Here is a 24,178-nt window from a genome sequence, read left to right as displayed (position 1 = left end):
AGTGGCTGCGCACCGTCTCGGAGTTCCTGCCGCTCAAGCACCTGGTGTCGTCGATGCAGGACGTGATGGTGCGCGGCGAGGCCTTCGCCGTCACCGCGCCGAAGCCCCGGTTCATGTTCACGCCGTGGTCGGAGTCGCCGATCGCGGCGTCGAGCCTGGTCAGCTCGTCGCCACGAGCGGCGATGGCGGCGGCGGCGGCGTCCAGCCAGGCCCTGGCGAGCGCGACGTCCATCAGACGCCCCAGCGCAGCGCCGGGGTGCGCACCGGGGCGTCCCACAGCCGCAGCATCTCCGGGTCGGCCCGGCACACGGTCAGCGACATCCCGGCCATGTCCAGGCTGGTCACGTAGTTGCCGACGAGGTTGCGCGCGATGCGCACCCCGGCCGACTCCAGCAGCCCCGAGATCTCGCCGTAGAGCAGGTACAGCTCGATCAGCGGGGTGGCGCCGAGCCCGTTGACCACCACGATCGCATCCTCGCCGGTGGCGACCGGCTTGGCCGCCAGGATCGCCTCCAGGGTCATCGTCGCGATGTCGCGCGCCGGGAGCAGCTTCTCCCGGCGGCGGCCCGGCTCGCCGTGGATGCCGACGCCGACCTCCATCTCGTCCTCGGGCAGCTCGAACCCGGGCCGCCCGGCGGCGGGCGTGGTGCACGCGGTGAGCGCGATCGCGAACGAGGCGCTGGCCTCGTTGACCCGGGTGCCCATCGCGGCGACGGACGCGGCGTCCCCGCCCTCCTCCGCCAGCGCCCCAGCGATCTTCTCGACCAGCATGGTCGCGCCGGTGCCGCGGCGGCCCGCGGTCCACGTCGAGTCCTCCACCGCGACGTCGTCGTCGACCAGCACCGAGTGCACCTCGATGCCCTCGTCGCCGGACAGCTCCGCCGCCATCTGGAAGTTCATCACGTCGCCGGTGTAGTTCTTCACGATGTGGACCACGCCCGCCCCGCCGTCGACCGCCTTCGCGGCGGCGAGGATCTGGTCGGGCACGGGCGAGGTGAACACCTCGCCGGGGCAGGCCGCGTCGAGCATGCCGAGGCCCACGAACCCGGCGTGCATGGGCTCGTGCCCCGACCCGCCGCCGGAGATCAGCCCCACCTTGCCGGACCGGGGCGCGTCGGCCCGCACCACTATCTGCTGTTCGAGGTCGACGCGCAGGTCGGGATGCGCGGCGGCCATGCCCACCAGCGCCTCGCGGACCACCGCGTCCGGGTGGTTGATGAACTTCTTCACGGCGGGGCTCCCTTCACGGCGTCGGCGGACGCCGGCGCGAACCGGTTCGCGTCGTAAGTCCATCCTGCCCCGGACGGCCGCCGCGTGCCCGCTTTCCGGTCGCCCGCCCGGATACGATGCGGACATGAGCGTGGGGATCGTGCTGGTCTCGCACAGTGCCGACCTCGCCGCCGGGCTGCGGGAGCTGCTGCGGCAGGTGGCCGGCGACGCCGTCGCGGTCACGGTCGCGGGCGGCACCGACGACGGCGGCCTGGGCACCTCGTACGACCTGATCCGCGACGCGATCGCCGAAGCCGCCTCGGGTGACGGCGTCGTGGTCCTGCCCGACCTCGGCAGCTCCGTGCTGACCGCCCGCGCGCTGCTGGACGAGCACCCGGACGCCCGGGTGCGGCTGGCCGACGCCCCGTTCGTCGAGGGCGCCGTCGCGGCCGCCGTCATCGCCGCCACCGGCGCCGACCTGGACACGGTCGCCGGCGCGGCCGAGGAGGCCTGGCATGCCCGAAAGCTCTGAGGACGTCGTCCTGCCCGCCCACCTGCACGCCCGCCCCGCCGGCCAGGTGGTCGTCACCGCCGCGAAGTTCACCAGCACCGTCGAGATCGTCCACGGCGACCGCACCGCCAACGCCCGCGGCGTGCTGGCCCTGCTCGCCCTCGGCGCCACCGCCGGCCAGACCGTCACCGTCCACGCCACCGGCCCCGACGCCGAAGCCGCGGCCTCCGCCGTAGCCACCACCCTCCGCACCACCCCCGCCTGAGGAAAAGGAAGGGCACCTTCTTAACGCTATGCGTTGAGGAAGGGCACCTTCTTAACCCTGCCCGGCGCCGGAACCGCGCCGCGCCGGACCTGCCCCGCGCCGACCCGCGCCGGACCCGCGCCGACACCGCAATTCGCCGCCCGCCACCCGCCTCGCGGGCTGCATGATCGGCTTTCTGTGTCAGAAAGTGCGGTCTGACCGCAGGTCTGGACACGAATCAGCGATCATCGCCCCAGCCCACCACCCATCGACCGCCGCCCCGACCGCCGACCAGGCCGACGAGCCAGAGCCGACAACTTCTGGGTTGTCGGGACAACCCAAAAGTTGTCAGCCGCAGCAGACTGGCGGCAGCAGCGGCAGCAGCGGCAGCAGCGGCAGCAGCGGCAGCAGCGGCAGCAGCGGCAGCAGCGGCAGCAGCGGCGGCAGCGGCAGCAGCGGCGGCATCAGGCCCAGGGAAGGGTGGCGCGGTGCTTCCAGTACTCCTCCGCAGGCTCTGCCAGCGGGGCGAGGCGGTCGAGCTGGGCGGGAGTGAGGCTGAGCCGCGTGCCGTCGAGGTTGGTCGCGAGCTGCCCGGCCGTGGCGGCACCGGAAAGCACGATCCCGGCCCACGGCTGGGCCAGCACCGCGGCGATCGCCACGGCGTCGGGTGTCGCGCCCGTCTCGGCGGCGACCTCGGCCAATACACCGAGCTGGTCCACGCCGAGCCGGTCCGCGCCGAGCTCGCCGGACCCGGCCCGCGCCGGTCCTGACCCGGCAGCGGCAGCGGCAGGCGCGTCCGCAGCGGCGGCAGGACCGTCCACGGCGGCGGTGCCGGACCCGGCCACGGCGAGGCGGCCGTTGGCCAGGGCCTCCTTGACGATCACCTGGCAGCCGGCCGCGCGGGCGGCCGCCAGGGCCGGGCCCGCCGACGGCTCCAGCAGGTTCCAGGTCGCCTGCACGCTGCGGAACAGCGGCAGTCCGTCCACCTCGATCGCCAGCGCCGCCTCGATCGCGTCCCGCTGCCGCGGCCCGCTGCTGGAGAAGCCGACCGTCACGCCCGTGGCGGTCAGGTGGGCGAGGCGCTGGTGCAGCGTGGTGTCGCGCAGCGCGGGGCTCTCCACTGTCAGCGAGTGGATCTGGTACAGGTCGAGCCGGTCCCCGAGCAGCTCCCTCGTCTCGGCGAGCTGGCGCTCGTACACGGCGAGGCTGTGGTCCTTGGTCTCGTGCACCGGGGCGTCGACGCGCCGGCCGGCGGTGTACGTGTACCCCCATTTGCTGCCGATCACGACGTCGGGGACGTCGCGGGTGTCCAGCCAGGCGGCGAGGAACTCCTCGGCGCGGCCGTACGAGCGCGCCGCGTCCACGTAGCGCACGCCCGCCGCGTACGCCGCGTCGAGCAGCTCGTGGCTGCGCGCCCGCATCGCCTCGACGCTCCGGTCGGCGGGCAGGTCCCGGTCGCGCCCGAGGTTGATGTACCCGGGCCGCCCGACCGCCGCCAGGCCGAGCCCGAGCCGCGCGGTGGGGTGGGACAGGTCGAGCCGATCGAGCGCCATACCCCCATCATGGCGTTAAGAAGGGCACCTTCTACAACGCATGGCGTTAAGAAGGTGCCCTTCCTTTCCCTTCAGGCTAGTTGATGGTCAGCGTGAAGGTCGTGGTGGTGTTCTTGATGTTCTGGAAGTTGTTGCTGAAGGTCAGGTTGTTGAACGTGGCGGAGCCACGGGCCGGACCCTGACCGGTTTCGGGCAGCTCGTTGACCCAGATGCCGAAGCCGGACTTGGCGTCGAACGCGTCACCGCTCTTCTGGGCACCGCTGATGCGGATGTTGGTGAAGATGGTGTCGGTCACCGGCTGCTGCTCCGGGTACTTCGACTGGAACATGATGCCGGAGTACGTCGGATCGACGATGTCCACATCGGTCACCCGGATGCCTCGGAACTCCTTCGAGGCCGCGAAGACCCAGATGGCGCCGAAGGTCTGGTTGCCCCAGAAGTGACCGCCCGCCCGGACCAGCGAGATGTTCTCGAACCGGGTGGGTGTGGTGCCGAAGCCGACGAACGGGTATCCGAAGTCCAGCGAGCTGATCGTGATGCCGGAGTACGTCAGCATGTCCGCGATGTACAGGTTGCGGAACACGTTGTTGTACCCGCCGTACACGGCCAGACCCGCGGCACGCCAGGTCAGCGTCGCCGAGAGGTTCTCGAAGACGTTGCCGTTGTTGCCGACCGAGCCGCCGCTGTCGGTCGCGGAGAACAGCGCGAACGCGTCGTCTCCGTTACCGCGGCCCTCGACGTTGCTGACCGTGTTGTTGGTGGAGTCGTTGGTCAGGTTGATGCCGTCGGCGAAGGTGTTGCGGACGCGGCTGTTCTTGACGTTCCAGCCGCTGACGTTGACACCCCACCAGCCGCAGACCGTGTGCTCGACCCAGACGTTGTCGAAGGTCAGGTTGTTCACGGACTTCAGCTCGCCCCAGACCTTGCCCGGTCCGTCCTGGCGGGTGGTGTAGTTGCCGAAGAACGCCAGGTGCTCGAAGGAGGAGCCGTTGGCGCTGCTCTCCACCCGGAAGCCGGCGTCGGTGTTCTCCTGGCCGGTGGGCGTGTGGAAGCGGGTGTACCACATGCCCGCGCCGACGACCTTGACCGGCTTGCCGTAGATCTGGAACTTCTGCGCCGTCTCGTAGTTGCCGGCGGGCAGGTAGACACCGATGAAGGCGCCGGTGGTGTCCATGCGGACCGCGTCGAAGGCGTTCTGCACCTCCTGGTGCGAGGTGCCGGTCGGGACCTTGTACTTCGCCGGGTCCGGGTTCGCCCGCGGGCTCACCTGCTCCAGGTTGATGAAGTCGATCGCGAACGTGCCCGCGTTGGCCGCGTCCTTCTGCAGCTTGATCGTCGCGCCCTGCGGGATGGTCGAGTCCAGCAGGACGTTGGCCTCGTCGTAGATGTGACGCGGCGCGCCGGCACCGGGCGAGTTGCTCGGCCCCGCCTCCGCGCCGTAGAGCCACGAGTACTTCGAGGTCAGCGTGATCGCCTTGTGGAAGGTGTTGTTGACGTAGATGTTCAGCGTGGACGTGGTGCCGGTGCCGCCGCTGTTGTCCGGGATGGAGAACCGGACGACGAGCGCGTTGGCCGCGGCCTTGGTGGTCCACTGCACGTACTGGCCGTTGCTGTTCAGCGTCACGGCGCGACGGCCGCTGGCCTCACCGGCGAGGTCGCCGATGGTGCGGTTCGGGCCGACGACGGCGCCGCCGCCACCGACCGAGCCGTCCTCGGCCTCGTACATGTCGTAGTTCATGTTCGCGCCACGCCCGACGAACAGCGGCGTGTTGCTGGTGTTGTTCGCCTGCTTGACGGCCAGCTCGTTGCCGTCGTTGGCGAGCACCACGCGGACGGTGTACCGGCCGTTGGCCGCGGTCCAGGTGCCCAGGTTGACGGCGCTCGACGTGGCACCGGCGTTGATCACGCCGGAGTACGAGCCGGTCAGCGTGCGGACCACGGTGCCGGCCTCGTTGAGGACGGTCAGCGTGATGCCGTGCGCACCGCTCGCCGAGGCGATGGTGCCCTGGTTCCTGATGGCGACCGAGAAGGTCACGTTGTTGCCGGCCGACGGGTTGCTCGGCGTCCAGCTCAGGTTCGCGACCAGGTCGGAGCTCTGCACCGGGGAGACGGTCAGGTTGCTCGACGCGGTGAGGCTGTTGTTGGCCTCGTTCTGCTCGATGACGCTGTTCGCCTCGTCGACCTTCGCGGTGACGGCGTAGGAGCCCGCGTTGCGGGTGCCGATGTTGGCGTTGACCGTCGCCTGCGCGCCGGCGGCCAGCGAGCCGACCGAGCCGGTGCCCACCAGGGTGGTGCCCAGGTAGAAGTTGACGTTCGTCGCGGCGGAGGTGTTGGTGCCCGCGTTGCGGACCACCGCGCTCAGGGTGACCGCGTCGGTCTCCACCGGGGAGGCCGGCGACCAGGTCAGCGAGGTGACGGTGAGGTCCGGGTTCGGCGCCGGGGTGCCGATGACCTGGAACTCGGCCACCTGGCCGCCGGGGGCGCCGGTGTTGCCGGTGAACTGCAGCCGGACGTCGGCGTAGCTGCCGGAGGCGTTGATGGTCACCGTGTTGCCGGTGGCCGGGCTGAAGTTGTACGCCTGCGCCGACACCACGTTGACGAACGACGACGAACTCTGCTCGCGGCCCAGGACCTGGATGGTCTGGGTGCGCGCGCCCCACGCGGCGTCCGGGTTCAGCTTGACCACGATCGAGGTCAGGCCGACGTTGGAGCCCAGCGACACGGTGAGCTGGTTGGGCGACGTGCTGCCCTCCCAGTAGGTGGTGAGGTCACCGTCGTTGGCGTTCTCGGCCGCGAAGATGTGCGTGTGGCCGTTCGAGGTGATCGGCTTGTTCAGCGCCTGGTTGGTGCCGCCGCCACCGGAGCCGTTGCGGGTCACCGTGTTGCTCATCGGCGAGATGTTGCCCGCCGCGTCCTTGGCCCGGACGAAGTAGGTGACCGTCGCCGAGTCCGGCTGGCTGTCGGTGTAGACCAGCGTGCTGCCGTTGACGCTGCCGCGCAGCGCGCTGTTGGCGTAGATGTCGTACCCGGTCACGCCGACGTTGTCGGTCGACGCGGTCCAGGTGAGCCGGATCTGGCCGGAGGCGGGCAGCGTGTAGGCGAGGCTGCCGGGCGCGGTGGGCGCCTGGGTGTCGCCGGTCTGGCCGGTGCGGGTGACGGTGTTGCTGTTGCCCGACTGGTTGCCCGCGGCGTCGCGGGCCCGCACGTAGTAGCTGACCGTCTCGCTGACCGGCCGGCTGTCGGTGTAGGTGAGCGTCGAGCCGCTGACGCTGGTCAGCAGGTTGCCGTTGGCGTAGACGTCGTAGGCGGTGACGCCCACGTTGTCGGTGGAGGCGTTCCACGCCAGGCGGATCTGGCCCGCCTGGGGCTGGGTGTAGGACAGGCTGCCCGGGACGGTGGGGGCCTGGGTGTCACCCGTGGTCGGGCCGTAGATCTCGAACTCGGAGATCTGGCCGGCCGGCCAGCCGGAGTTGGCGGTGATGTTGATCCGCACGTACCGGGTGGACGCGGTGGTGAAGTTGATCGTCACCGTGTTGTTCGAGCCGGGCGCGAAGTTGTACGCGGCCGAGCCGACGATGTCGGCGAACGTGCTGCCGTTGGTGCTGCCCTGCACGGCGAGGGTCTGCGTGCGCGCGCCCCAGCCGGACGGGATCTTCAGCACGACCCGGTTCACGCTGACGGTCGAGCCGAGGTCGACGCGCAGCCACTGCGGCCACGCGTTGTTCACGCTCTCCCAGTAGGTGCCCTGGTTGCCGTCGTTGGCGTTGCCCGCGCCGTACACGTCGGCGTGGCCGCTCTCGGCGATCGCCTTGCCCGCGGCGAGGTTGCCGGACGAGCCGCCGCCCGCGCCGTAGACCTCCAGCTCGGACAGCTGCGCGGCGGCCCAGCCGGTGTTGGCGGTGATGTTGATCCGCACATACCGGGTGCTCGCCGCCGGGAAGTTGATGACGACGGTGTTGTTCGAGCCGGGCTGGAAGTTGTAGCCCGCCGACGCCACGATCGTGCTGAACGACGTGCCGTTGGTGCTGCCCTGCACGGACAGCGTCTGGGTGCGCTCGCCCCAGCCCGCGGGCAGCTTCAGCACGACCTGGTCGATGCTGGTGGTGGTGCCGAGGTCGACCTGGGCCCACTGCGCGAACGCGCCCGAGCTCTCCCAGTAGCTGCCCTGGTTCGCGTCGACCAGGTTGCCGGTGACGAAACCGTTGTTGGTGCTGCTGGCCGACACCGGCTTGCCGGCGGCCAGGTTGGGCCCTCCGGCGGCCGTGGCCGGCGACACCGGCCCGACGACGACGGCCAGGCTGGCGGCGACCAGTGTCGCCAGCAGCCTGGCCCGTACATTCTTGGTTTTCACTGCACTCCTCCCTGCATTGCCTCTCCTGCGTTCATCCCGCCGCGAATCCGCGGTCACCGTCGACGGAGGACGGCCACCCCGTGTTACGGAAGGCGACCCGGCCGGAGCGGATTGCGGCGACGTGCCTGCTCGCGCGCACACGCCGCCACGGCCGAGGAGCACCTGCCACCTGAAGCTCTGTTTCGGGCTCAAGTCATCGGTGTTTCTGACTGTGGTAGCAAAACGTTAGAGCCTTGGTAGTTAGAAGTCCACAGTCCAATGCAAAAAACGTAGCGATCGTCCAGCGAGGACGGACAGTGATCGTCTCCGTTGCACGCCGGGACCACCCCGCCCTGATCAGCGGCCATCACCGGCGGTGACTCCGCCCCATGACCACTGATCTCGGAACTCTCCGCGACCGCGGCCCCGCCGGACGGCTCCGTCGCAGCCAGGCAGCCCTCTGCAAGGCCCTGCCGGGGTACGGATAGGACGGTCACGCCGACGGCAACCGTTGCGCCGTCACGGTCCGCAACGTCTCGATTGGCATTGCAAACTTGCATACAACGCTAGAGTTTTTGCGACGACCTATCTAAGGTCTTGCCTGCAACGCTCGAACGGCGCCCGCACGTCCCCGGGACGCCGCCCCGACACCGCACCGGAGAGGACCCGTCATGTCCGCGTACCGCACGCTGCGGGCGGCGCTGGCCGCACTGGTGGTCGCGGCCGGGCTGGCCGCCGCACCGCCCGCCGCGCAGGCCGCCGACCCGCCGCCGTCGCCGAACGTGCACGTCTTCTACTACTCGTGGTACGGCAACCCGGCCGTCCACGGCGCATACCGGCACTGGCAGCAGGGCGGGCACACCCCGCCGGGCGACGTCGGCGCCGACCTCTACCCGGCCCTCGGCGCCTACGACTCCGGCGACCACACCGGCGCCGTCGCCCAGCACATGCAGTGGATCCGCCAGTCCGGCGCGGGCGTGCTCGTCTACAGCTGGTGGGGCCAGGGCTCCTACGAGGACAACCTGGCCGCGGGCGTGCTGAACGCCGCCGCCGCGCAGGGGCTGAAGGTCGCCTGGCACCTGGAGCCCTACGCCGGGCGCACCGCCGCCTCCACCGTCGCCGACATCAACTACCTCAACAGCCGGTACGGGTCCAGCCCCGCCTTCTACCGCGACGCGGCACACGGCAACCGCCCCGCGTTCTACGTCTTCGAGAGCCTGCTCATCGCCGACTGGTCGCCGATCGCGCCGCTCAAGGCGAGCAACATCATCCTGGCGCAGACCACGGACACCACCCGGGTCGCCCACTTCGGCGGCATGTACACCTACGACGGCATCGCCGGGTCCACCGCGCCGGGCTGGGCGCAGGCGAGCGCGTACTGCAAGGCCAACGGCCTGATCTGGGCCCCCTCGGTGGCCCCGGGGTACATCGACGACCGGGCCGTGCCCGGCAACACCACGCCGACCGTGTCCCGCAACAACGGCGCCACCTACGACCTGCAGTGGAACAACGCGCTCAACCCGGCGACCGGCGGGCTGCCGAACTGGGTGTCGATCACGTCGTTCAACGAGTGGCACGAGGGCTCGTCCATCGAACCCGCCAGCGCGACCCCGCCCGCGGGCCACGGCTACCAGACCTACGACGGCGCGTACGGCCAGACCGGCGCGGCCGCCGAGACGGCGTATTTGACCCGGACCCGCTACTGGGCCACCGAGTTCGCCAACCGGTCCGGCCCCGGTGACGTGGTGCCGCCGACCGTGCCCGGCAACCCGGCCGTCACCGGCAAGACCGCCACCAGCGTCTCGCTGTCCTGGCCGGCGTCGACCGACAACGTCGGCGTGGTCGGCTACACCGTCTACCAGGAGCTGGGCGCGGTGGACAGCGTGGTGGCGGCGCCGTCCGGCACCTCGGTCACCCTGAGCGGCCTGTCCCCGTCGACGACGTACTCCTACTACGTGCGGGCCCGGGACGCGGCCGGGGCGGTCTCCGGACCGAGCAGCACGGTCACGGTCACCACCGACCCGCCGTCGCCGACGGTCAACGTGGCCCTGAACCGGCCGGTCAGCGCGTCGAGCACCAACGGCGGCTTCCCGGCGGGCAACGCCGTCGACGGCAACGCGGGCTCGTACTGGGAGAGCGTGAACAACCAGTTCCCGCAGACCCTGACGGTCGACCTCGGCGGGCAGCACGCCGTCTCGCGCGTCGCGCTGAAGCTGCCGCCCGGCTGGGGCGCGCGCACCCAGCGCATCGCGGTGCACGGCTCGGCCGACGGCAGCACCTGGGTGCCGCTGTCCGCCGAGGCGGGCCGCGTCTTCGACCCGGGCGCCGCCAACACGGTCAGCATCCCGGTGTCGGCCGCCACGGTGCGCCACGTGCGGCTGACCATCACGGCCAACACCGGCTGGCCCGCGGGCCAGGTCTCCGAGTTCGAGGTGTACGCGGGCGGCCAGGTCGACACCCAGCCCCCGTCCGTGCCGCAGCAGCTGGCCGTGACCGGCAAGACCCAGACCACCGTGTCGCTGTCCTGGTCGGCGTCCACCGACAACGTCGCCGTCACCGGGTACCGGGTGCTGCGCAACGGCGCGCCGTTCGGCACCGCGTCGGGCACCACGTTCACCGCGACCGGGCTGGCCCCGGGCTCGGCGCACACCTTCACCGTCGCCGCGCAGGACGGCGCGGGCCTGGTGTCGGGCCCGTCGAACCCGGTCACGGTCACCACCGACCCGCCCCCGGCGAACGTCAACCTCGCCGCGGGCAAGCCCACCGCCGAGAGCGGGCACGTCCAGTCCTACGGCTCGGGCAACGTCGTGGACGGCAACGCGGGCAGCTACTGGGAGAGCCCGAACAACGCCTTCCCGCAGTGGGTGCAGACCGACCTGGGCGGGAGCACCACCGTGCGGCGCCTGGTGCTGAAGCTGCCGCCGCAGGCGGCGTGGGCCGCGCGTACCCAGACGATCTCGGTGCTGGGCAGCGACGACGGGATCACCTGGCGGACCCTGGTGCCGTCGGCGGCGCACACCTTCAACCCGGCGACGGGAAACACGGTGACGATCACCCTGCCGTCCGGCACCACCCGGTTCCTCCGGGTCGTGTTCACCGGCAACACCGGCTGGCCGGCGGGCCAGCTGAGCGAGCTGGAGGCGTACGCCTCCTGACGAGCCGCCCGTCCCCGGCGCTGCCTCCCACGTGCGCGCCGGGGCCGGGCCTCCACCCACCCCGGCCCGCGCCGCGAGGCGCGACTGCAGTTTCGGGGAAACTGCGCCAATGCCTGCGTCCTATGCTGTAGTTTTCCCGAAACCGCAGCGCGCCGACGGCGCGAGGGCGGCGAGGTTCGGGGGTGCGACGCGTCAGGCGTCGTCGAGCATGGCGTGGGTGATGATCCAGCCGAAGCCGAGGACCTCCTCGCCGTGGAACTCCAGGCCGACGATGCGGGCGAAGGTCGCGTCGAGCTGGGTGCCGCCCATCCGGTGCACGGCGCAGGCGATCCAGCCGGACTGCGCGGAGGCGGGGGCGGACAGGAGGACGTGCTTGCCGCAACGGTGAGACATGGGCTGACCTCGGGGTTCGGGGGTTGTCGACGGTAGCACCGCGCGCCCGCGTGCCCAAGGTGTGCGCGCGTGCCAGCGGGCTGTGCGCGCCCTGCCAGCGGGCCGGCGTTCCCTGGACGGCGTACCCCAGGGAGGGAAGGAACCATGACCTACGCTTTCCAGGCCGAGGGCCTGGTCAAGCGGTTCGGCACCACGACCGCGCTGGCCGGAGTGGAGCTGGCCGCCCGGCCGGGCACCGTGCTCGGCGTGCTCGGCCCCAACGGCGCCGGCAAGACCACGGCCGTACGCGTGCTCGCCACGCTGCTGCGCCCCGACGCGGGCCGGGCCACCGTCGGCGGGTTCGACGTGGTGCGCGACGCCGAGCAGGTGCGCCGCCGCATCGGCCTGACCGGCCAGTACGCCTCCGTCGACGACGATCTCACCGGCACCGAGAACCTGGTGCTCATCGGCCGGCTGCTCGACCTGCGCACGGCCGACGCCCGCACCCGCGCCAGGGAGCTGCTGGCCCGCTTCGACCTCACCGAGGCCGCCGGGCGGCCCGCGCGCACCTACTCCGGCGGGATGCGCCGCCGCCTCGACCTCGCCGCGAGCCTGGTCGGCCGCCCCGACGTGATCTACCTGGACGAGCCGACGACGGGCCTGGACCCGGCCAAGCGCGACGACGTGTGGCACATGGTCCGCGCCCTGGTCGCCGAGGGCACCACCGTGCTGCTGACCACGCAGTACCTGGAGGAGGCCGACGCGCTCGCCGACGAGATCACGGTGATGGACCACGGCCGGGTCATCGCCCACGACACCCCCGCCGACCTCAAGCGCGTCGTGGGCGGGCAGACCATCGCGGCCCGCCCCGCCGACCCGGCCCGCCTCGGCGACGTCGAGCAGATCCTGGCGACCGTCTCCGGTCACCGCCCCGAGTCGCCGAGCCGGGGCGTGCTCACCGTGCCGGTGCCCGACGACCGCGCGTTCACCGAGGCGGTACGCCGCCTGGCCGACGCCGGGGTCACCATGACCGAGCTGTCGCTGCGGCTGCCCAGCCTCGACGAGGTCTTCCTCACCCTCACCGGCCACGGGGCAGACGCCACCCCCACCGGCCACGGGGCCGCCGACCGCCAGGAGGTCGCCGCATGACCGCCACCCTCACCCCGCCCGCCCCGGCCGTGACCCCGGCCGCCGCGCCCCGCCGACCGTTCGCGCTGGTCCGGCACAGCCTCGCGCTGGCCGGGCGGAGCCTGGCCAAGACGCGGCGCACCCCCGAGCAGCTGCTCGACGTGACACTCCAGCCGGTGATCTTCGTGGTCATCTTCGTGTACCTGCTGGGCGGCGCCGTGGCCGGCTCGCAGCACGCGTACCTGCAGTTCCTGCTGCCGGCGATCCTGGTGCAGACGGCGATGTTCGCCTCCACCGCGATCGGGGTGAACCTCAACAGCGACATCAAGAAGGGCGTCTTCGACCGGTTCCGCAGCCTGCCCATCGCCCGCTCGGCCCCGCTGATCGGCGCCGTGCTCGGCGACGTCATCCGGTTCGTGGTGGCCACGCTGGTCCTGCTCGGCTTCGGCACCGCGCTGGGCTTCCGCCTCGGCAACGGCATCCTGCTGGGCGTGGCCGCCTGCCTGCTGGTGCTGGTCTTCTCGTTCTGCCTGAGCTGGACCTCGGTGCTGATCGGCATGCTGGTCCGCGAGCCCGGCGCGGTGCAGGGCATCTCGTTCCTGATCATGTTCCCGCTGACCTTCGGCACCAACATGATGGTCCCCACCGACACCCTGCCCGGCTGGCTGCAGGCCTGGGTGAAGCTCAACCCCGTCACCGACGTCATGGCCGCCGCCCGCGGCCTCATGCTCGGCGGCCCCGTCGCCGTTCCGGTCACCCACACCCTGCTGTGGTCGCTCGGCCTGCTCGTCGTCTTCGCCCCGCTCGCCGTCCGCGCCTACCGCCGCCGCACCTGACGAAAGGAAGGGCACCTTCTTAACGCTATGCGTTGTGGAAGGTGCCCTTCCTAACCCGGCGGTGGCGGCCTCAGATCCGGCCGAGCAGGGCCAGCGCGTCGGCGCGGTCCAGGGTGCGGCCCTGCGCGTACGCCCGCGCGAGCGCCGGTTCACCGGTCAGCGCGGCGGTCAGGCGCAGCGTGTCCGGGGTGGCCCGGTCGGCCAGGCCGCGCAGCCGCTCCGCCGCCCCCAGCACCGTCGCCGCGCGCGTGCGGTCGCCCCGGCTGAGCCACAGGTCGGCCACGCCCACCCCGACCCGCGCGACGACCGGCATGTCCTTGGCGGACAGCGCGCTGCCCAGCGCCTCCTCCAGCGCGGCAGCGGCCTCGGCCCGCTCGCCCCGGCTCACCGCCAGGTGCCCGAGCGAGGTCAGGATCAGCGCCCGGAACTGCGGCGACGCCATCAGGGTCGTGCTGAGCTGGGCCAGCGCGGTGTCGTAGTGCTCCCGCGCCCGCCCGTGGTCGCCGTCCAGGCGGTACGCGTCGCCGAGCACCAGCCGGGCGCCGCACGAGTTGCGCGAGGAGCCGCTCCCGGCGATGTCGCGCAGCAGCGGCAGGGCGTCGGCGTCGCCCCGCTGCCAGCGCACCACGGCGAGCCGGACCCGCTGGTACTCCGTGTCGTCCGTCCCCCGAGCTGCCCGGTCAGCTCGATCGCCTCCAACAGCGCCGCCTCGGCGGCGTCGAAGTCGCCGCGTACCGCGCTCGCCTCGCCGAAGGCGGTCAGCGCGATGGCCAGGCCGCCGCGGTCGCCCACCCCGCGGAACTCCTCGATCGCGGCGAGCAGGTCGGCGTACATCGCCGCGGCGTCGCCGTCGTTGTCGGCCAGGAACGCCCGGGACATGCGCAGCATGGCCCGCGCCCAGGGGTCGGCGTTCGCGAGCCCGCGGTCGATCGCGGCCAGCCCGGCCGCGGTGTCGTCGGCCAGCAGCGCGGCCGCCGGTTCGAGCAGCGCCAGCAGCGGGTGGTCCCAGGCCGGGTCGGCCTCGGCCGCCAGCCGGGCGATCCCCTTGACCACCTCCGTGCTGTCGGTCGGCTCCTCCGCGGCCACCCGGTTGATCAGCTGGAACGCGGTGGCGATGGTCCGCTGCGGGCTCGGCGCGCCGCCGGGCACCGCCAGGGCCTGGCTCAGCCAGCTCGCCGCCTCCGCGTTGGCGCCGAGCACGGTCCAGTAGAGCCCGAGCGCCGAGACCAGCCGCACGGCCGTGTCGGCGTCGCCGTTGTCGCAGGCGAAGTGCAGCGCGGCCAGCAGGTTGTCCCGCTCGGCGGACAGCAGCGCGATCCAGTGCAGCTGCTGCGCGCCGCGCAGGTGCGGCTCGGCCCGCTCCGCGACGTCGAGGAAGTACGCGGCGTGCGCGGCGCGCACCGGCGCCAGCTCCCCGGTGTCGGCGAGCCGCTCCAGGCCGTACTCCCGGATCGTGTCGAGCATGCGGTAGCGGGGCTCGCCGTCGCCGGTGACCTGCAGCAGTGACTTGTCGACCAGCGCGTCGAGCAGGTCGGCGACGTCGGCGGCGGGCACCCGCGCGTCGGCGCACACCCCGGTGGCGCTGTCGTGGGTGACGCCCGCGGGGAACACGGCGACGCGCTCGGCCAGCAGCCGCTCCGGCTCGGCGAGCAGCTCCCAGCTCCACGCCACCACGGCGCGCAGAGTGCGGTGCCGGGCCATGGCGGTGCGGCTGCCGCCGGTGAGCAGCCGAAACCGGTCACCGAGCCGGGTGGCCAGGTGCGCCGGCGACATGGTGCGCAGCCGGGCCGCGGCCAGCTCGACGGCCAGCGGCAGCCCGTCGAGGCGGCGGCAGATCTCCACCACCTCGGCGACGTTGTCGTCGGTCACCGCGAAACCCGGCCGCACCGCCGCGGCCCGGTCGCGCAGCAGCTGCACCGCCGGGTACGCCAGCGCCTGCGCGGCGGTGGCCTGCGGCTCGGGCAGGGCCAGCGGCCCCACCGGGCACAGCGCCTCGCCGAGGATGTTGAGCGGCTCCCGGCTGGTGGCCAGCATCCGCAGTCGCGGGCACCGGGTGAGCAGCTCCTCGGCGAGCGCGGCGGCCGGGCCGACCAGGTGCTCGCAGTTGTCGAGGATGAGCAGCACGTCGGCGGCGGCGAGCGCGTCCACCAGCCGCGACATGGCGTCGCGGGGCAGCGCGGGCTGCCCGTTGTCCAGGAACGCGGCCTCGCCGCGCAGCTCCAGGGCGGCCAGCACGGCCTGCACCAGGTTCACCGGGTCGGTCACCGGGGCGAGCTCCACCAGGTACACCGCGGGCGCGGTGTCGCCGGACAGCCGCGCGGCGGCGGTGACGGCGAGCCGGGTCTTGCCCGCGCCGCCCGGCCCGACCAGGGTCACCAGCCGCCCGTCCGCGCACAGCCGCGCGATGCGGTCCAGCTCCTCGGTCCGGCCGACGAAGCTGGTGAGCGAGGCGCGCAGGTTGCCCCGGCGGGCCGGGGGCAGCACCCGCTGGACCGGGCTTTGCGCCGCCGGTCCTCGCCCGGCGGCGCGCGGCGGCGGCTCGTCGCGCAGCACGGCCAGCCGGAGCTGCTGCAGGTCGGCCGAGGGGTCGACGCCGAGCTCGTCGGCGAGCCGGTCGCGGAAGGCGTAGTACGCGGCCAGCGCGTCGGCGGTGCGCCCGGACGCGTGCAGGGCACGGATGAGCAGGGCGCGGGGCCGTTCCCGCAGCGGCCGGTCGGCGGCCAGGCGCGCCAGCTCGGGCACGACCCGGTCGGCCTCGCCGGTGGCCAGCTCCGCCTCCAGCCGGTCCTCCGCGGCGACCTGCCGCAGCTCGGCCCAGCGGGCGGCCGCCGCGACGGCGTACGGGGCGTCGGCGACCTCGGTGAGCGCCTCGCCCCGCCACAGCGCGAGCGCCCGCCCGAGCAGCCCGGCCGCCGCTTCCGGGTCGCCCGCGGACAGCGCGGCGCGCCCCTGCCGGGCCAGCTCCTCGAAGTGGAGCGCGTCGACCGAGGCGGCGGGCAGGTCGAGGCGGTAACCGCCGGGGCCGGAGCCGACGGTGCCGTCGGGCAGCGCCCGGCGCAGCCGGGACACCAGCGTCTGCACCGCGTTGGCCGGGTCGGCGGGCAGGTGCTCGCCCCACAGCGCGTCGGCCAGGGCGGTCACCGGCACGAAGCGGCCGGCGTCGACGGCCAGCCGGATGAGCAGCGCGCGCAGCCGGGCGCCGGTCACCTCGACCGGCCGGCCCCCGCTCTCCGCCTCCAGCGGACCCAGAATCCCGACACGCACGCCGACCAGTCTTCCAGGCCGCCGCGACCGGCCCCGGCCGCACGGACACCGGATGCCGGACACCACACCCGACCCGACGCCGCCGCCCAGGCCGAGCCGGGCCGAGCCGGGCCGAGCCGGGCCGCTAATAGACGTTGGCCTATTACATCGAATTACGAGCACCAGAATTCGATGTAATAGGCCAACGTCGATGACAGACCGGAGGCGAAGCGGAGCGCCCGATCAGTCGAGGCGGGACACCTGGTAGTGGGCGATGCGCCAGCCGGCGTCCGTGCGGCGCAGCACCACGCCCAGGTACAGCTCCCGGGTCGGCCGGTCGGTGAACGAGAACGCGGCGGTCAGGTAGCCGAGCACCACGTCCTCGGCGAGCCGCCGGGTCTCCCGCAGGGTGTACGCGACGGTCATGCCCACCGGCTGCACGTCGTAGTACGCGGCGACACCGTCCGGCCCGACGCTGTACGGGTGCAGGCCCTGGAAGATCGCGTCCTCGGTGAAGTTGGCCGCGACGGCCCGCGGATCGTGCGCGGCGATGCCGGCCTGCCAGCGGTCCAGCACGGCCCGCAGGATCGCGGCGTCGGTGTCGATGTCGGTCATGACGTTCTCCTTCTCAGGACGGTGCTCCCGAGGACGGCGCTTCGAGTCGGCGCTCGGGGACGGTGCGCTCGCGGGTGGTGGCGGCGAGCGGGCGGGACGGCCTGGTCACAGGTGCGTGGCCAGGCGGGTGAGGATCGTGGCGGCCGGCTCGTCGGTGGCGTGCCGGAAGCCGGTGCCGGCCCACAGGTGCACGCGTTCGGGGTCGCCCGCCGCCGCGGCGGCCCGGCGCAGCGGCCCGGTGAGGTGGTGCAGGGCGGGATAGCCGTACGGCGCCGACGCGGTGTACCGCTCGGTGAAGTCGTTGGCCAGGGCCCGGGCGGGGCGGCCGGTGAAGGCGTGGGTGAGGACGGTGCCGGTGCGGGACGGGTCGGCCAGCGCGGCCCGATGGATCGCGCTGGTGCCCGCCTCGTCGCTGCGCAGCAGCACGGTGCCGACGGCCACGGCGTCCGCGCCCGCCCGGACGGCCGCCGCGACGGCCTGCGGTGTGGCCAGGCCGCCGGTGGCGATCACGGGCAGGCCGGTGGCGTGCCGGACCGCGGCGACGAGCTCGGTGAGCGGGCGGTCGGCGACCGGCCGGGTGGGCGTGAACGTGCCGGAGTGCCCGCCCGCGGCCGTGGCCTGCACGGCGAGCGCGTCGAGCCCGGCCTCGGCGGCTGCCTGCGCCTCGGCGACGCCGGTGACGGTCTGCACCAGCAGCGCGCCGGTGCGGCGCAGGGCGGCCAGGTCCGCCGGGCCGGGTATGCCGAAGGTGAGGCTGACGACCGGCACCGGGTGGGCGCGCAGCACGGCGAGCTTGTCGTGCCAGGCGTCGTCGTCCTCGACGGGTGCCGCCGCCGGGTCGACGGTGACGCCGTGGCGCGCGGCCTCGGCGGCGACCAGCCCGGCGTAGCGCCGGTACGCGGCCCGGTCGACGGGCAGCGGGTTCGGGACGAACAGGTTGACGCCGTACGGCACGGACGCGGCCGTGACCGCCGCGATCTCGTCGGCGAACGCCTGCGCCGGTCGGTACCCGGCGGCGAGGAACCCGAGGCCGCCCGCCCGCGCGGCGGCCGTGACCAGGGCCGGGGTGCCCGCGCCGCCGGCCATCGGCGCGGCGAGCACCGGCGTGGTGATCCCGAGCGTGCGGGCGAGGGTGCTGGGCAAGGTCTGCTCCCGGGGGTCGACGGGTGTGGGCGGGCGGCGACCCCGGGCCGCCCGCCCCGGTGTGCCGGGTTCAGTGTCCGGCGCTCTGGCCGCCGTCGACGTTCAGGATCTCGCCCGTCACGAAGGCGGCGTGTTCGAGGTAGAGGATCGCGTCGACGACCTCGTCGATCTCGCCGAGCCGGCCGAGCGGGTGCAGCGCGGCCAGGAACTCGTGGGTCTCCGGCGCGTGCATCGGGGTGCGGATGACGCCGGGCGAGACCGCGTTGACGCGGATGCCGCGGGTGGCGTACTCGATGGCCAGGGATCTGGTCACCGCGTTGAGGCCGCCCTTGGTGAGCGCGGCCAGGGCCGCGGGGACGTCGCTGCGGGCGTGGTCGGTGAGGCTGGTCGAGATGTTGACGATGTGCCCGCCGCCCTGGTCGAGCATCGCCGCGACGGCCCGCCTGGTGACCTCGAAGAAGCCACGCAGGTTGATGCCGGTGACCAGCTCGTAGTCCGCTTCGGTGTACTCGGTGAAGGGCTTGGCGATGAAGACGCCGGCATTGTTGACCAGCGTGTCGATCCGGCCGAACCGGGCGAGCGCCTGCTCGACGACGCGCGCGCCGACGGCGGGGTCGGCGATGTCGCCCGCGACGGCCAGCACCATGGGGTCGTCCGACGGCGTGATGGAGCGGGAGTTCGCGACCACGGCGTACCCGAGCTTGCGGTACGCGGTCACGAGCGCCGCGCCGATCCCCTGGGACGCACCGGTGACGACGGCAACCTTCTGGGTGTTCATCGGGTCTCTCGTTCTGTTCGTGGACGGCACCGCCGGTCGGCGGGCACGGTCAAATCGTCCGCCTACCGGCCGTGACCTGCCACGACCGGTTTGCTCGCTGCTGGTAGGCGGTGCCTACCAGCGCCATACGATGTGCGGGTGGAGCTGCGCCAGCTGCGCTACTTCGTCGCCGTGGCCGAGGAGCTGAACTTCGGCCGGGCCGCGGACCGGCTGCGCATCGCCGGCCCCTCCCTGTCCCAGCAGGTCAAGGCCCTGGAGCGGGATCTGGGGGTACGCCTGTTCGACCGCGACCGCCGCACGGTCACCCTGACCGACTGCGGGCAGGCGCTGCTGTCCCCGGCCCGTGACCTGCTGGCACAGGCCGACGAGCTGCGCCGCACGGCGGCGGGGCTGGCCGCGGCGGAGGCGCTGCGGCTCGGTTACGTGCACTGGCATCCGGCCGACCTGGCCACCCGGGTCGCCGGGGTGGCGCAGCTGCGCGTCGACACCTGGGTGCTGCCCTCGCACGCCCAGGCCCGGCGGGTCGCCGACGGCAGCATCGACCTGGCGATCTGCTGGGTGCGGACCGACGACCTGGCCGCGTACGGCCTCGACGCGCGGCTGATCGGCGCCGACCGGCTCTTCGCCGTGGCCGTGGGCGGCGCCACCGCCCCGGTCCGCGCCCGGGACACCGTGGTGCTGGTGGACGCGGACGCGGCGGCCTGGTCCTCGTGGAACCGGTACGCCGAGGAGTTCGCCCGGGACACCGCGGCCGCGGTCGAGCACATCGACGACGGCGGCATCACCGGCCCGGCGTTCTTCGACCACGTACGCCGGCTGCGCCGGCCGGTCGTCAACTCGCCGCGGGACCAGTCGGCCGCGCTGCCGCCCGATCTCGCCGCCCGGCCCGTGGTCAGCCCGGTGCCGTACTGGACGTGGGCCCTGGTGTGGCGCGGGGACGACGGCCGCCCCGCCGTCCGCGCCGCCGCCGAGGCGCTCACCCGGGACGTCGGCAGCCTCGGCCTCGACGCCGAGGATGTCTGGCTGCCGGCGCACGACCCGTTCCGGACGGGCCGGTAGCGCCGCGGCGGCGGCCGCGACCCCCGGGCCGGCGTGCGCGGCGTGGCTAGGCTGGCCTCGACCGCCCTTCACCGAGCCCGGAGGACCCGCCCGATGACCGGTACGGCACCGCAGCGCGGCGAGAGCCCGACCGCCCGGCAGCGGCGGGTGTGGGACCGGTACGCCCCCGACTACGACCGGCAGATCGCGTTCTTCGAGCGGATCCAGTTCGGCGGCGGCCGCGAGTGGCTCGGCGCCCGGGTCCGCGGCCGGGTCCTCGAGGTGGCCGTCGGCACCGGCCGCAACCTGCCCCACTACCCGGCCGAGGTGAGCGTGACCGGGATCGAGCTGAGCCCGGCGATGCTCGCGGTGGCCCGGCGGCGGGCCGCGGACCTTAGCCGGGACGCCGACCTGCGCGAGGGCGACGCCGAGCACCTGCAGTTCGCCGACGCGTCGTTCGACACCGTGGTCTGCGCGTTGTCGCTGTGCGCCATCCCGGACCCGGCCGCGGCGATCGGCGAGATGTGGCGGGTGCTCGTGCCGGGTGGGCGGTTGCTGCTACTGGACCATGTCGCCAGCACCTGGCCCCCGATCCACGCCGCGCAGTGGCTGCTGGAACGGGTCACCATCCGCAACGCGGGCGAGCACTTCACCCGGCGGCAGCTGCCGCTGGTGCGGGCGGCCGGGTTCGACGTGGTCGAGGTGGAGCGGCTCAAGGCCGGCAGTGTGGAGCGCGTCCACGCGGTGAAACCGGGCTGAGCAGGCCCGGCGCGCAGGCGAGCGCCGCGCGTCGTCGGTGGACACGGCGAAGGCCGCACCACCACGGGGGAAGCAGCACGGCCTTCGTCGTGGCAAGACGATACGCCTGTCCGACCCCGGCCGTCCACACCGGTCCCGTCATCGGATGCTTTTGGAGGGTCAGGCGGCGGCGGGCACACCGCCGCCGCCTGGCAGGCCCCTCCACGGGTCGCAACGCGCAAGGTGACCGGGCCTGCGCCCCGCCTCCTTGCCCCCCGTTACCACCGACCCGTCGCGCCGCACACCCCCGCCGCGGCGCTCTTGAGGTTCCTGTGCCGCCAGCATAGAGTGATCAACCAGTATCTTGTCAACGGGTGATTACAGAACCTCCACGATGTACTCCTCCGTTTACGAACGGCAGCAGCACCGGATCACGTAAGGAAATGGCTATGACCGGGCAGAACGGCGGCCAGACGATCGCCGAGCGCGTCGCGCGGCTGTTCGACACGCACCGCCGCCCCGGCGGCCGGCGGTACACCACCCGCGAGGTCGCCGCCGCGGTCGGCTGCTCGCACACCCACATCGCCGAGATCGCCAACGGGCGGGTGGCCGATCCCCACGTCAACGTGCTCGTGGGCATCGCCAACTTCTTCGGCAAGGACTCGGCATACCTCATCCCGCCGTCGAAGGCCGGCTTCCGGCCCCAGTCGGAGGAGGTGGCGTCGATCGCGTTCCGGGCCTCCCGCCTCGACGCCGACGCGCTGCGGGGCGTCAAGGCGCTGATCGACGAGATCCTGGCCGACACGGCCGAGGGCGGCGATCGGTAGGATCACGTCCTGCGCTGGGCCGAGCACGGGGAGGCGACCCAAGTGGGTGACCTACGCGAGATCCGGCGCAGCTGCGCCCGGATCGTCGCCACCCTGGACCCACCGCGCCCCTGGGAGCTGGCCACCTTCGTCGAGTACGTCTCGACCGAGATCCGGCGCCAGCCGATCCACCTGGTCGGCAAGCCGCTGCCGACGGGCGTCACCAGCTTCTGGTTCAACGTGCCCGGCCGCGGCGACTGGATCGTCTACGAGGAACGGTCCGTCCCGCAGCACCAGCTGCACCTGGTGCTGCACGAGATCGGCCACATGCTGCTCGGCCACCCCAGCGTCGATCCGCGGGTGCTGTCCGATCCCACCCTCGCGCCCCCGTACGGCGGCCGGCAGGAGCACGAGGCCGAGCTGCTCGCCGGCGCCATCCTCAACCGGTTCGGCCCGTCGCCGGTCGGCGACCCGGTCGCCGACGACCTCGCCCGCGCGATGGAGACCTTCGACCCCTCCTGGGAGGCCACCCCGCATGTTCGCCCGGTACTTTTCGGCCGCTTTGCTGCTCGGCGTCGTGATAGCCGGGGTGGACCTGTGGCGTGACCCGAGCCGCCGCTCGGGAGCGCGGGTCTCCCGGGTGATGATCGTGGCGCTCGGCGCCGCCGCGATGCTGATGCTGACCCCCGGCGCGTACGCCTGGATCGACCGCGTGTCCGGCGTCGACAACCTGGCCCGGCTGCTGTCCAACTCGACCACACTGGGCGCCTGCGCCGCCATCCAGACCATGATCCTGTACTGGGTGAAGCCGCCGCCGCAGGCCGCACGGGCGGCGCTCGGCCGCCTCGCCGTGCTGGCGGCAGCCCTGGCCGGGATGGCCGTCGCGTTCGCCGTCACGCCCACCGCGGAGAACAACGGCAACTGGCAGGCCGACAACACCGGCGAGCTCGGCATCAGCGTCTACCTGGCGATCTACTTCGGATATCTGGCCTGGACGGCGGTGCAGATCATCCTGCTGGTGCCGCGGTATGCCAGGCTGGCGCACCTGGCCCACATCAAGACGGGGCTGTGGTGCTTCGTCGCGTTCGGCTGGACCGGGATGATCTACAACGGCACCGGCCTGATCACGGCGGTCGCCGACGACCTCGGCGCCACCGCCCTGCCCGAGCTGCTCGTCCCCGTCTACCTCACCGGGCTGGGCCTGTCGATCGTGTCGCTGATCCTCAGCGTGATCGTGCCGATCCTCGGCATCACCTGGATGAAGTCGTACCGCGCCTACCAGTGCTGCCGACTGCGGCCCTTCTGGGCGGCCCTCACCGGGGCACACCCGGAGATCCTGCTGGAGACCCCGGCCCGGCGTTTCGCGTACAACGTGGGCTGCATCTTCGCCCGCGAGCACCAGGCCCTGTACCGGCGCACCACGGAGATCCGCGACGTCTACCTGTCACTGCGTCCCTGGATGGACGCGCACGCGCAGGCCCTCGCCGAGCGCGCCGCCGACGCCGCGGGGCTGTCCGGCCGCCGCCGGGCCGCGGCGGTGGAGGCCGCGGTGGTGAAGGCGGCGCTGTACGCCAAGGTCAACCGCCATCCGGAGACCGGCACCGGCGACGTGCAGCCCGGCGGCGAGGACATGCCGTCCGAGGTGGCCTGGCTGCTGCGGGTGGCCGCCGAGTTCTCCGGCACCGTAGCCGCCCAGGTCCTCGACGAGCTGCGCCGCGACGGCGATCCCGATCCGGGCCGGACCGGCACGGCAGCGCAGGCTATTACCACGCAAGGACAGGAGCATCCGGCATGACCCACATCTCCGGCGACACCCGCCCGGCCGAGCAGACCCGCACCTCCGCCGCCGACCGCGCCGCCGCGATCGTCTCGGAGGTCCTGGCGCCCGGCGTGTTCGCCGCGCTGCTCCCCCTCACCGTCGGCGCGCTCACCGCCGGCCTCCGGGGCGCGCTGTGGGGCCTGGCCGCCGCCGTGTTCACCGCGGTCATCCCCCTGCTGATCATCCGCAGCGGGGTACGCCGGGGCAGGCTGAACAGCCACCACATCGACCGGCGCGAGGACCGGGCGGTCCCGCTGGGCCTGTCGATCCTGTCCGTCGCCGCCGGACTCGGCCTGCTCACCGTGCTCGGCGCGCCCGCGACCGTACGCGCCACCGTCGCCGCGTTCGGCGCCGCGCTGGCACTGACCACCCTGGTGAACCTGGTCTGGAAGCTGTCGGCGCACGCCGCGACGGTCTCCGCGGCGGCCGTCGTGCTCACCGCCGCCCTGGGCGCCCCCGGCACCGCGGCATGGGCGATGGTCCTCGTCGTCTGCTGGGCCCGGCTGCGCCTTGGTGCGCACGACCTCGCCCAGGTCGTCGCCGGCGTCGCCGCCGGCTCCGCCGCCGCCCTGGCGGCCTGGACCCTACTGACCTGACCCGGCCCCACCCCTCCCGCGTCGATCTTGCGCGAACTGTGGGGACGACACGCCCTGACCGGGC

19 protein-coding genes and 2 pseudogenes are annotated in these 24,178 nt (G+C 73.2%); 11 read left to right on the top strand and 10 right to left on the bottom strand.

Going from position 1 to position 24,178, the window contains the following annotated elements; genetic code table 11:
* Both AB0J67_RS27570 and dhaK read right to left on the bottom strand, forming a co-directional pair.
* Positions 1–232: pseudogene (locus AB0J67_RS27570) on the bottom strand (hypothetical protein); the annotation flags it as partial.
* Positions 232–1,230: a dihydroxyacetone kinase subunit DhaK gene (gene dhaK, locus AB0J67_RS27565; RefSeq protein WP_363486372.1), complete on the bottom strand. Its 999-nt coding sequence runs from the start codon at positions 1,228–1,230 to the stop codon at positions 232–234. The gene dhaK and the pseudogene AB0J67_RS27570, both read right to left, overlap by 1 nt.
* 124 nt (positions 1,231–1,354) lie before the next feature.
* Here dhaK and dhaM point away from each other — a divergent pair, with 124 nt between their 5' ends.
* Together dhaM and AB0J67_RS27555 are read left to right on the top strand one after the other, a co-directional pair.
* Complete coding sequence (gene dhaM, locus AB0J67_RS27560) at positions 1,355–1,741, top strand: dihydroxyacetone kinase phosphoryl donor subunit DhaM (protein ID WP_363486371.1); 387 nt, start codon at positions 1,355–1,357, stop codon at positions 1,739–1,741.
* Complete coding sequence (locus AB0J67_RS27555) at positions 1,725–1,985, top strand: HPr family phosphocarrier protein (RefSeq protein WP_363486370.1); 261 nt, start codon at positions 1,725–1,727, stop codon at positions 1,983–1,985. Before dhaM ends, AB0J67_RS27555 begins: the two co-directional genes overlap by 17 nt.
* A 443-nt stretch (positions 1,986–2,428) precedes the next feature.
* Here AB0J67_RS27555 and AB0J67_RS27550 read toward each other — a convergent pair whose 3' ends face one another.
* Both AB0J67_RS27550 and AB0J67_RS27545 read right to left on the bottom strand, forming a co-directional pair.
* Positions 2,429–3,517, bottom strand: a complete 1,089-nt coding sequence (locus AB0J67_RS27550) for an aldo/keto reductase (protein ID WP_363486369.1) — start codon at positions 3,515–3,517, stop codon at positions 2,429–2,431.
* A gap of 76 nt (positions 3,518–3,593) precedes the next feature.
* Entirely contained in the window at positions 3,594–7,868 is a 4,275-nt protein-coding gene (locus AB0J67_RS27545) for a discoidin domain-containing protein (protein WP_363486368.1), read from the bottom strand.
* A gap of 650 nt (positions 7,869–8,518) precedes the next feature.
* On the opposite strand from AB0J67_RS27545, the gene AB0J67_RS27540 reads away from it, so the two are divergent.
* Positions 8,519–11,002, top strand: a complete 2,484-nt coding sequence (locus AB0J67_RS27540; protein WP_363486367.1) for a discoidin domain-containing protein — start codon at positions 8,519–8,521, stop codon at positions 11,000–11,002.
* A gap of 192 nt (positions 11,003–11,194) precedes the next feature.
* On the opposite strand, the gene AB0J67_RS27535 is transcribed toward AB0J67_RS27540, so the two are convergent.
* A complete protein-coding gene (locus AB0J67_RS27535) occupies positions 11,195–11,395 on the bottom strand; it encodes a hypothetical protein (protein ID WP_363486366.1) in 201 nt (66 codons plus the stop codon).
* A 144-nt stretch (positions 11,396–11,539) separates the two neighbouring features.
* On the opposite strand from AB0J67_RS27535, the gene AB0J67_RS27530 reads away from it, so the two are divergent.
* Together AB0J67_RS27530 and AB0J67_RS27525 are read left to right on the top strand one after the other, a co-directional pair.
* Entirely contained in the window at positions 11,540–12,523 is a 984-nt protein-coding gene (locus AB0J67_RS27530; RefSeq protein WP_363486365.1) for an ATP-binding cassette domain-containing protein, read from the top strand.
* Complete coding sequence (locus AB0J67_RS27525; RefSeq protein WP_363486364.1) at positions 12,520–13,338, top strand: ABC transporter permease; 819 nt, start codon at positions 12,520–12,522, stop codon at positions 13,336–13,338. The genes AB0J67_RS27530 and AB0J67_RS27525 overlap by 4 nt, the downstream gene beginning before the upstream one ends.
* 70 nt (positions 13,339–13,408) lie before the next feature.
* On the opposite strand, the gene AB0J67_RS27520 is transcribed toward AB0J67_RS27525, so the two are convergent.
* From AB0J67_RS27520 to AB0J67_RS27500, 5 genes and pseudogenes are all read right to left on the bottom strand, one after another.
* The gene (locus AB0J67_RS27520) at positions 13,409–13,870 is read right to left on the bottom strand and encodes a hypothetical protein (RefSeq protein WP_363486363.1); all 462 of its coding nucleotides are present in this window, start codon (positions 13,868–13,870) and stop codon (positions 13,409–13,411) included.
* Complete coding sequence (locus AB0J67_RS27515; protein ID WP_363486362.1) at positions 13,780–16,602, bottom strand: BTAD domain-containing putative transcriptional regulator; 2,823 nt, start codon at positions 16,600–16,602, stop codon at positions 13,780–13,782. Before AB0J67_RS27515 ends, AB0J67_RS27520 begins: the two co-directional genes overlap by 91 nt.
* Before the next feature lie 222 nt (positions 16,603–16,824).
* Entirely contained in the window at positions 16,825–17,196 is a 372-nt protein-coding gene (locus tag AB0J67_RS27510; RefSeq protein WP_363486361.1) for an SgcJ/EcaC family oxidoreductase, read from the bottom strand.
* A gap of 105 nt (positions 17,197–17,301) precedes the next feature.
* A pseudogene (locus AB0J67_RS27505) lies at positions 17,302–18,348 on the bottom strand (nitronate monooxygenase); the annotation flags it as partial.
* A gap of 61 nt (positions 18,349–18,409) precedes the next feature.
* Complete coding sequence (locus AB0J67_RS27500; protein ID WP_363486360.1) at positions 18,410–19,117, bottom strand: SDR family oxidoreductase; 708 nt, start codon at positions 19,115–19,117, stop codon at positions 18,410–18,412.
* Positions 19,118–19,255: 138 nt separating this feature from the next.
* On the opposite strand from AB0J67_RS27500, the gene AB0J67_RS27495 reads away from it, so the two are divergent.
* The 6 genes from AB0J67_RS27495 (at position 19,256) to AB0J67_RS27470 (ending at position 24,114) form a co-directional block, all read left to right on the top strand.
* Positions 19,256–20,176 (top strand): LysR family transcriptional regulator, encoded by a 921-nt coding sequence (locus tag AB0J67_RS27495; protein WP_363486359.1) that lies wholly within the window; start codon positions 19,256–19,258, stop codon positions 20,174–20,176.
* Between the two features lie 93 nt (positions 20,177–20,269).
* Entirely contained in the window at positions 20,270–20,914 is a 645-nt protein-coding gene (locus AB0J67_RS27490) for a methyltransferase domain-containing protein (RefSeq protein ID WP_363486358.1), read from the top strand.
* Between the two features lie 428 nt (positions 20,915–21,342).
* Positions 21,343–21,720, top strand: coding sequence for a helix-turn-helix domain-containing protein (locus tag AB0J67_RS27485; protein WP_363486357.1), 378 nt, complete (start codon positions 21,343–21,345; stop codon positions 21,718–21,720).
* 42 nt (positions 21,721–21,762) lie between these two features.
* Positions 21,763–22,305 carry a hypothetical protein gene (locus tag AB0J67_RS27480; RefSeq protein WP_363486356.1) on the top strand — a complete coding sequence of 181 codons (543 nt, stop codon included), beginning with the start codon at positions 21,763–21,765 and terminating at the stop codon, positions 22,303–22,305.
* On the top strand, positions 22,289–23,494 hold the full coding sequence (locus tag AB0J67_RS27475) for an MAB_1171c family putative transporter (RefSeq protein ID WP_363486355.1): 1,206 nt from the start codon (positions 22,289–22,291) through the stop codon (positions 23,492–23,494). The genes AB0J67_RS27480 and AB0J67_RS27475 overlap by 17 nt, the downstream gene beginning before the upstream one ends.
* Positions 23,491–24,114: a phosphoesterase PA-phosphatase gene (locus AB0J67_RS27470; protein WP_363486353.1), complete on the top strand. Its 624-nt coding sequence runs from the start codon at positions 23,491–23,493 to the stop codon at positions 24,112–24,114. The genes AB0J67_RS27475 and AB0J67_RS27470 overlap by 4 nt, the downstream gene beginning before the upstream one ends.
* Positions 24,115–24,178 lie beyond the last annotated feature (64 nt).

It is taken from the genome of Catellatospora sp. NPDC049609 (assembly GCF_040675365.1).
Taxonomy (GTDB): Bacteria; Actinomycetota; Actinomycetes; order Mycobacteriales; family Micromonosporaceae; genus Catellatospora.
Note: the sequence above shows the minus strand (reverse complement) of the source record. Positions and strands in the feature narration are given on the sequence as shown.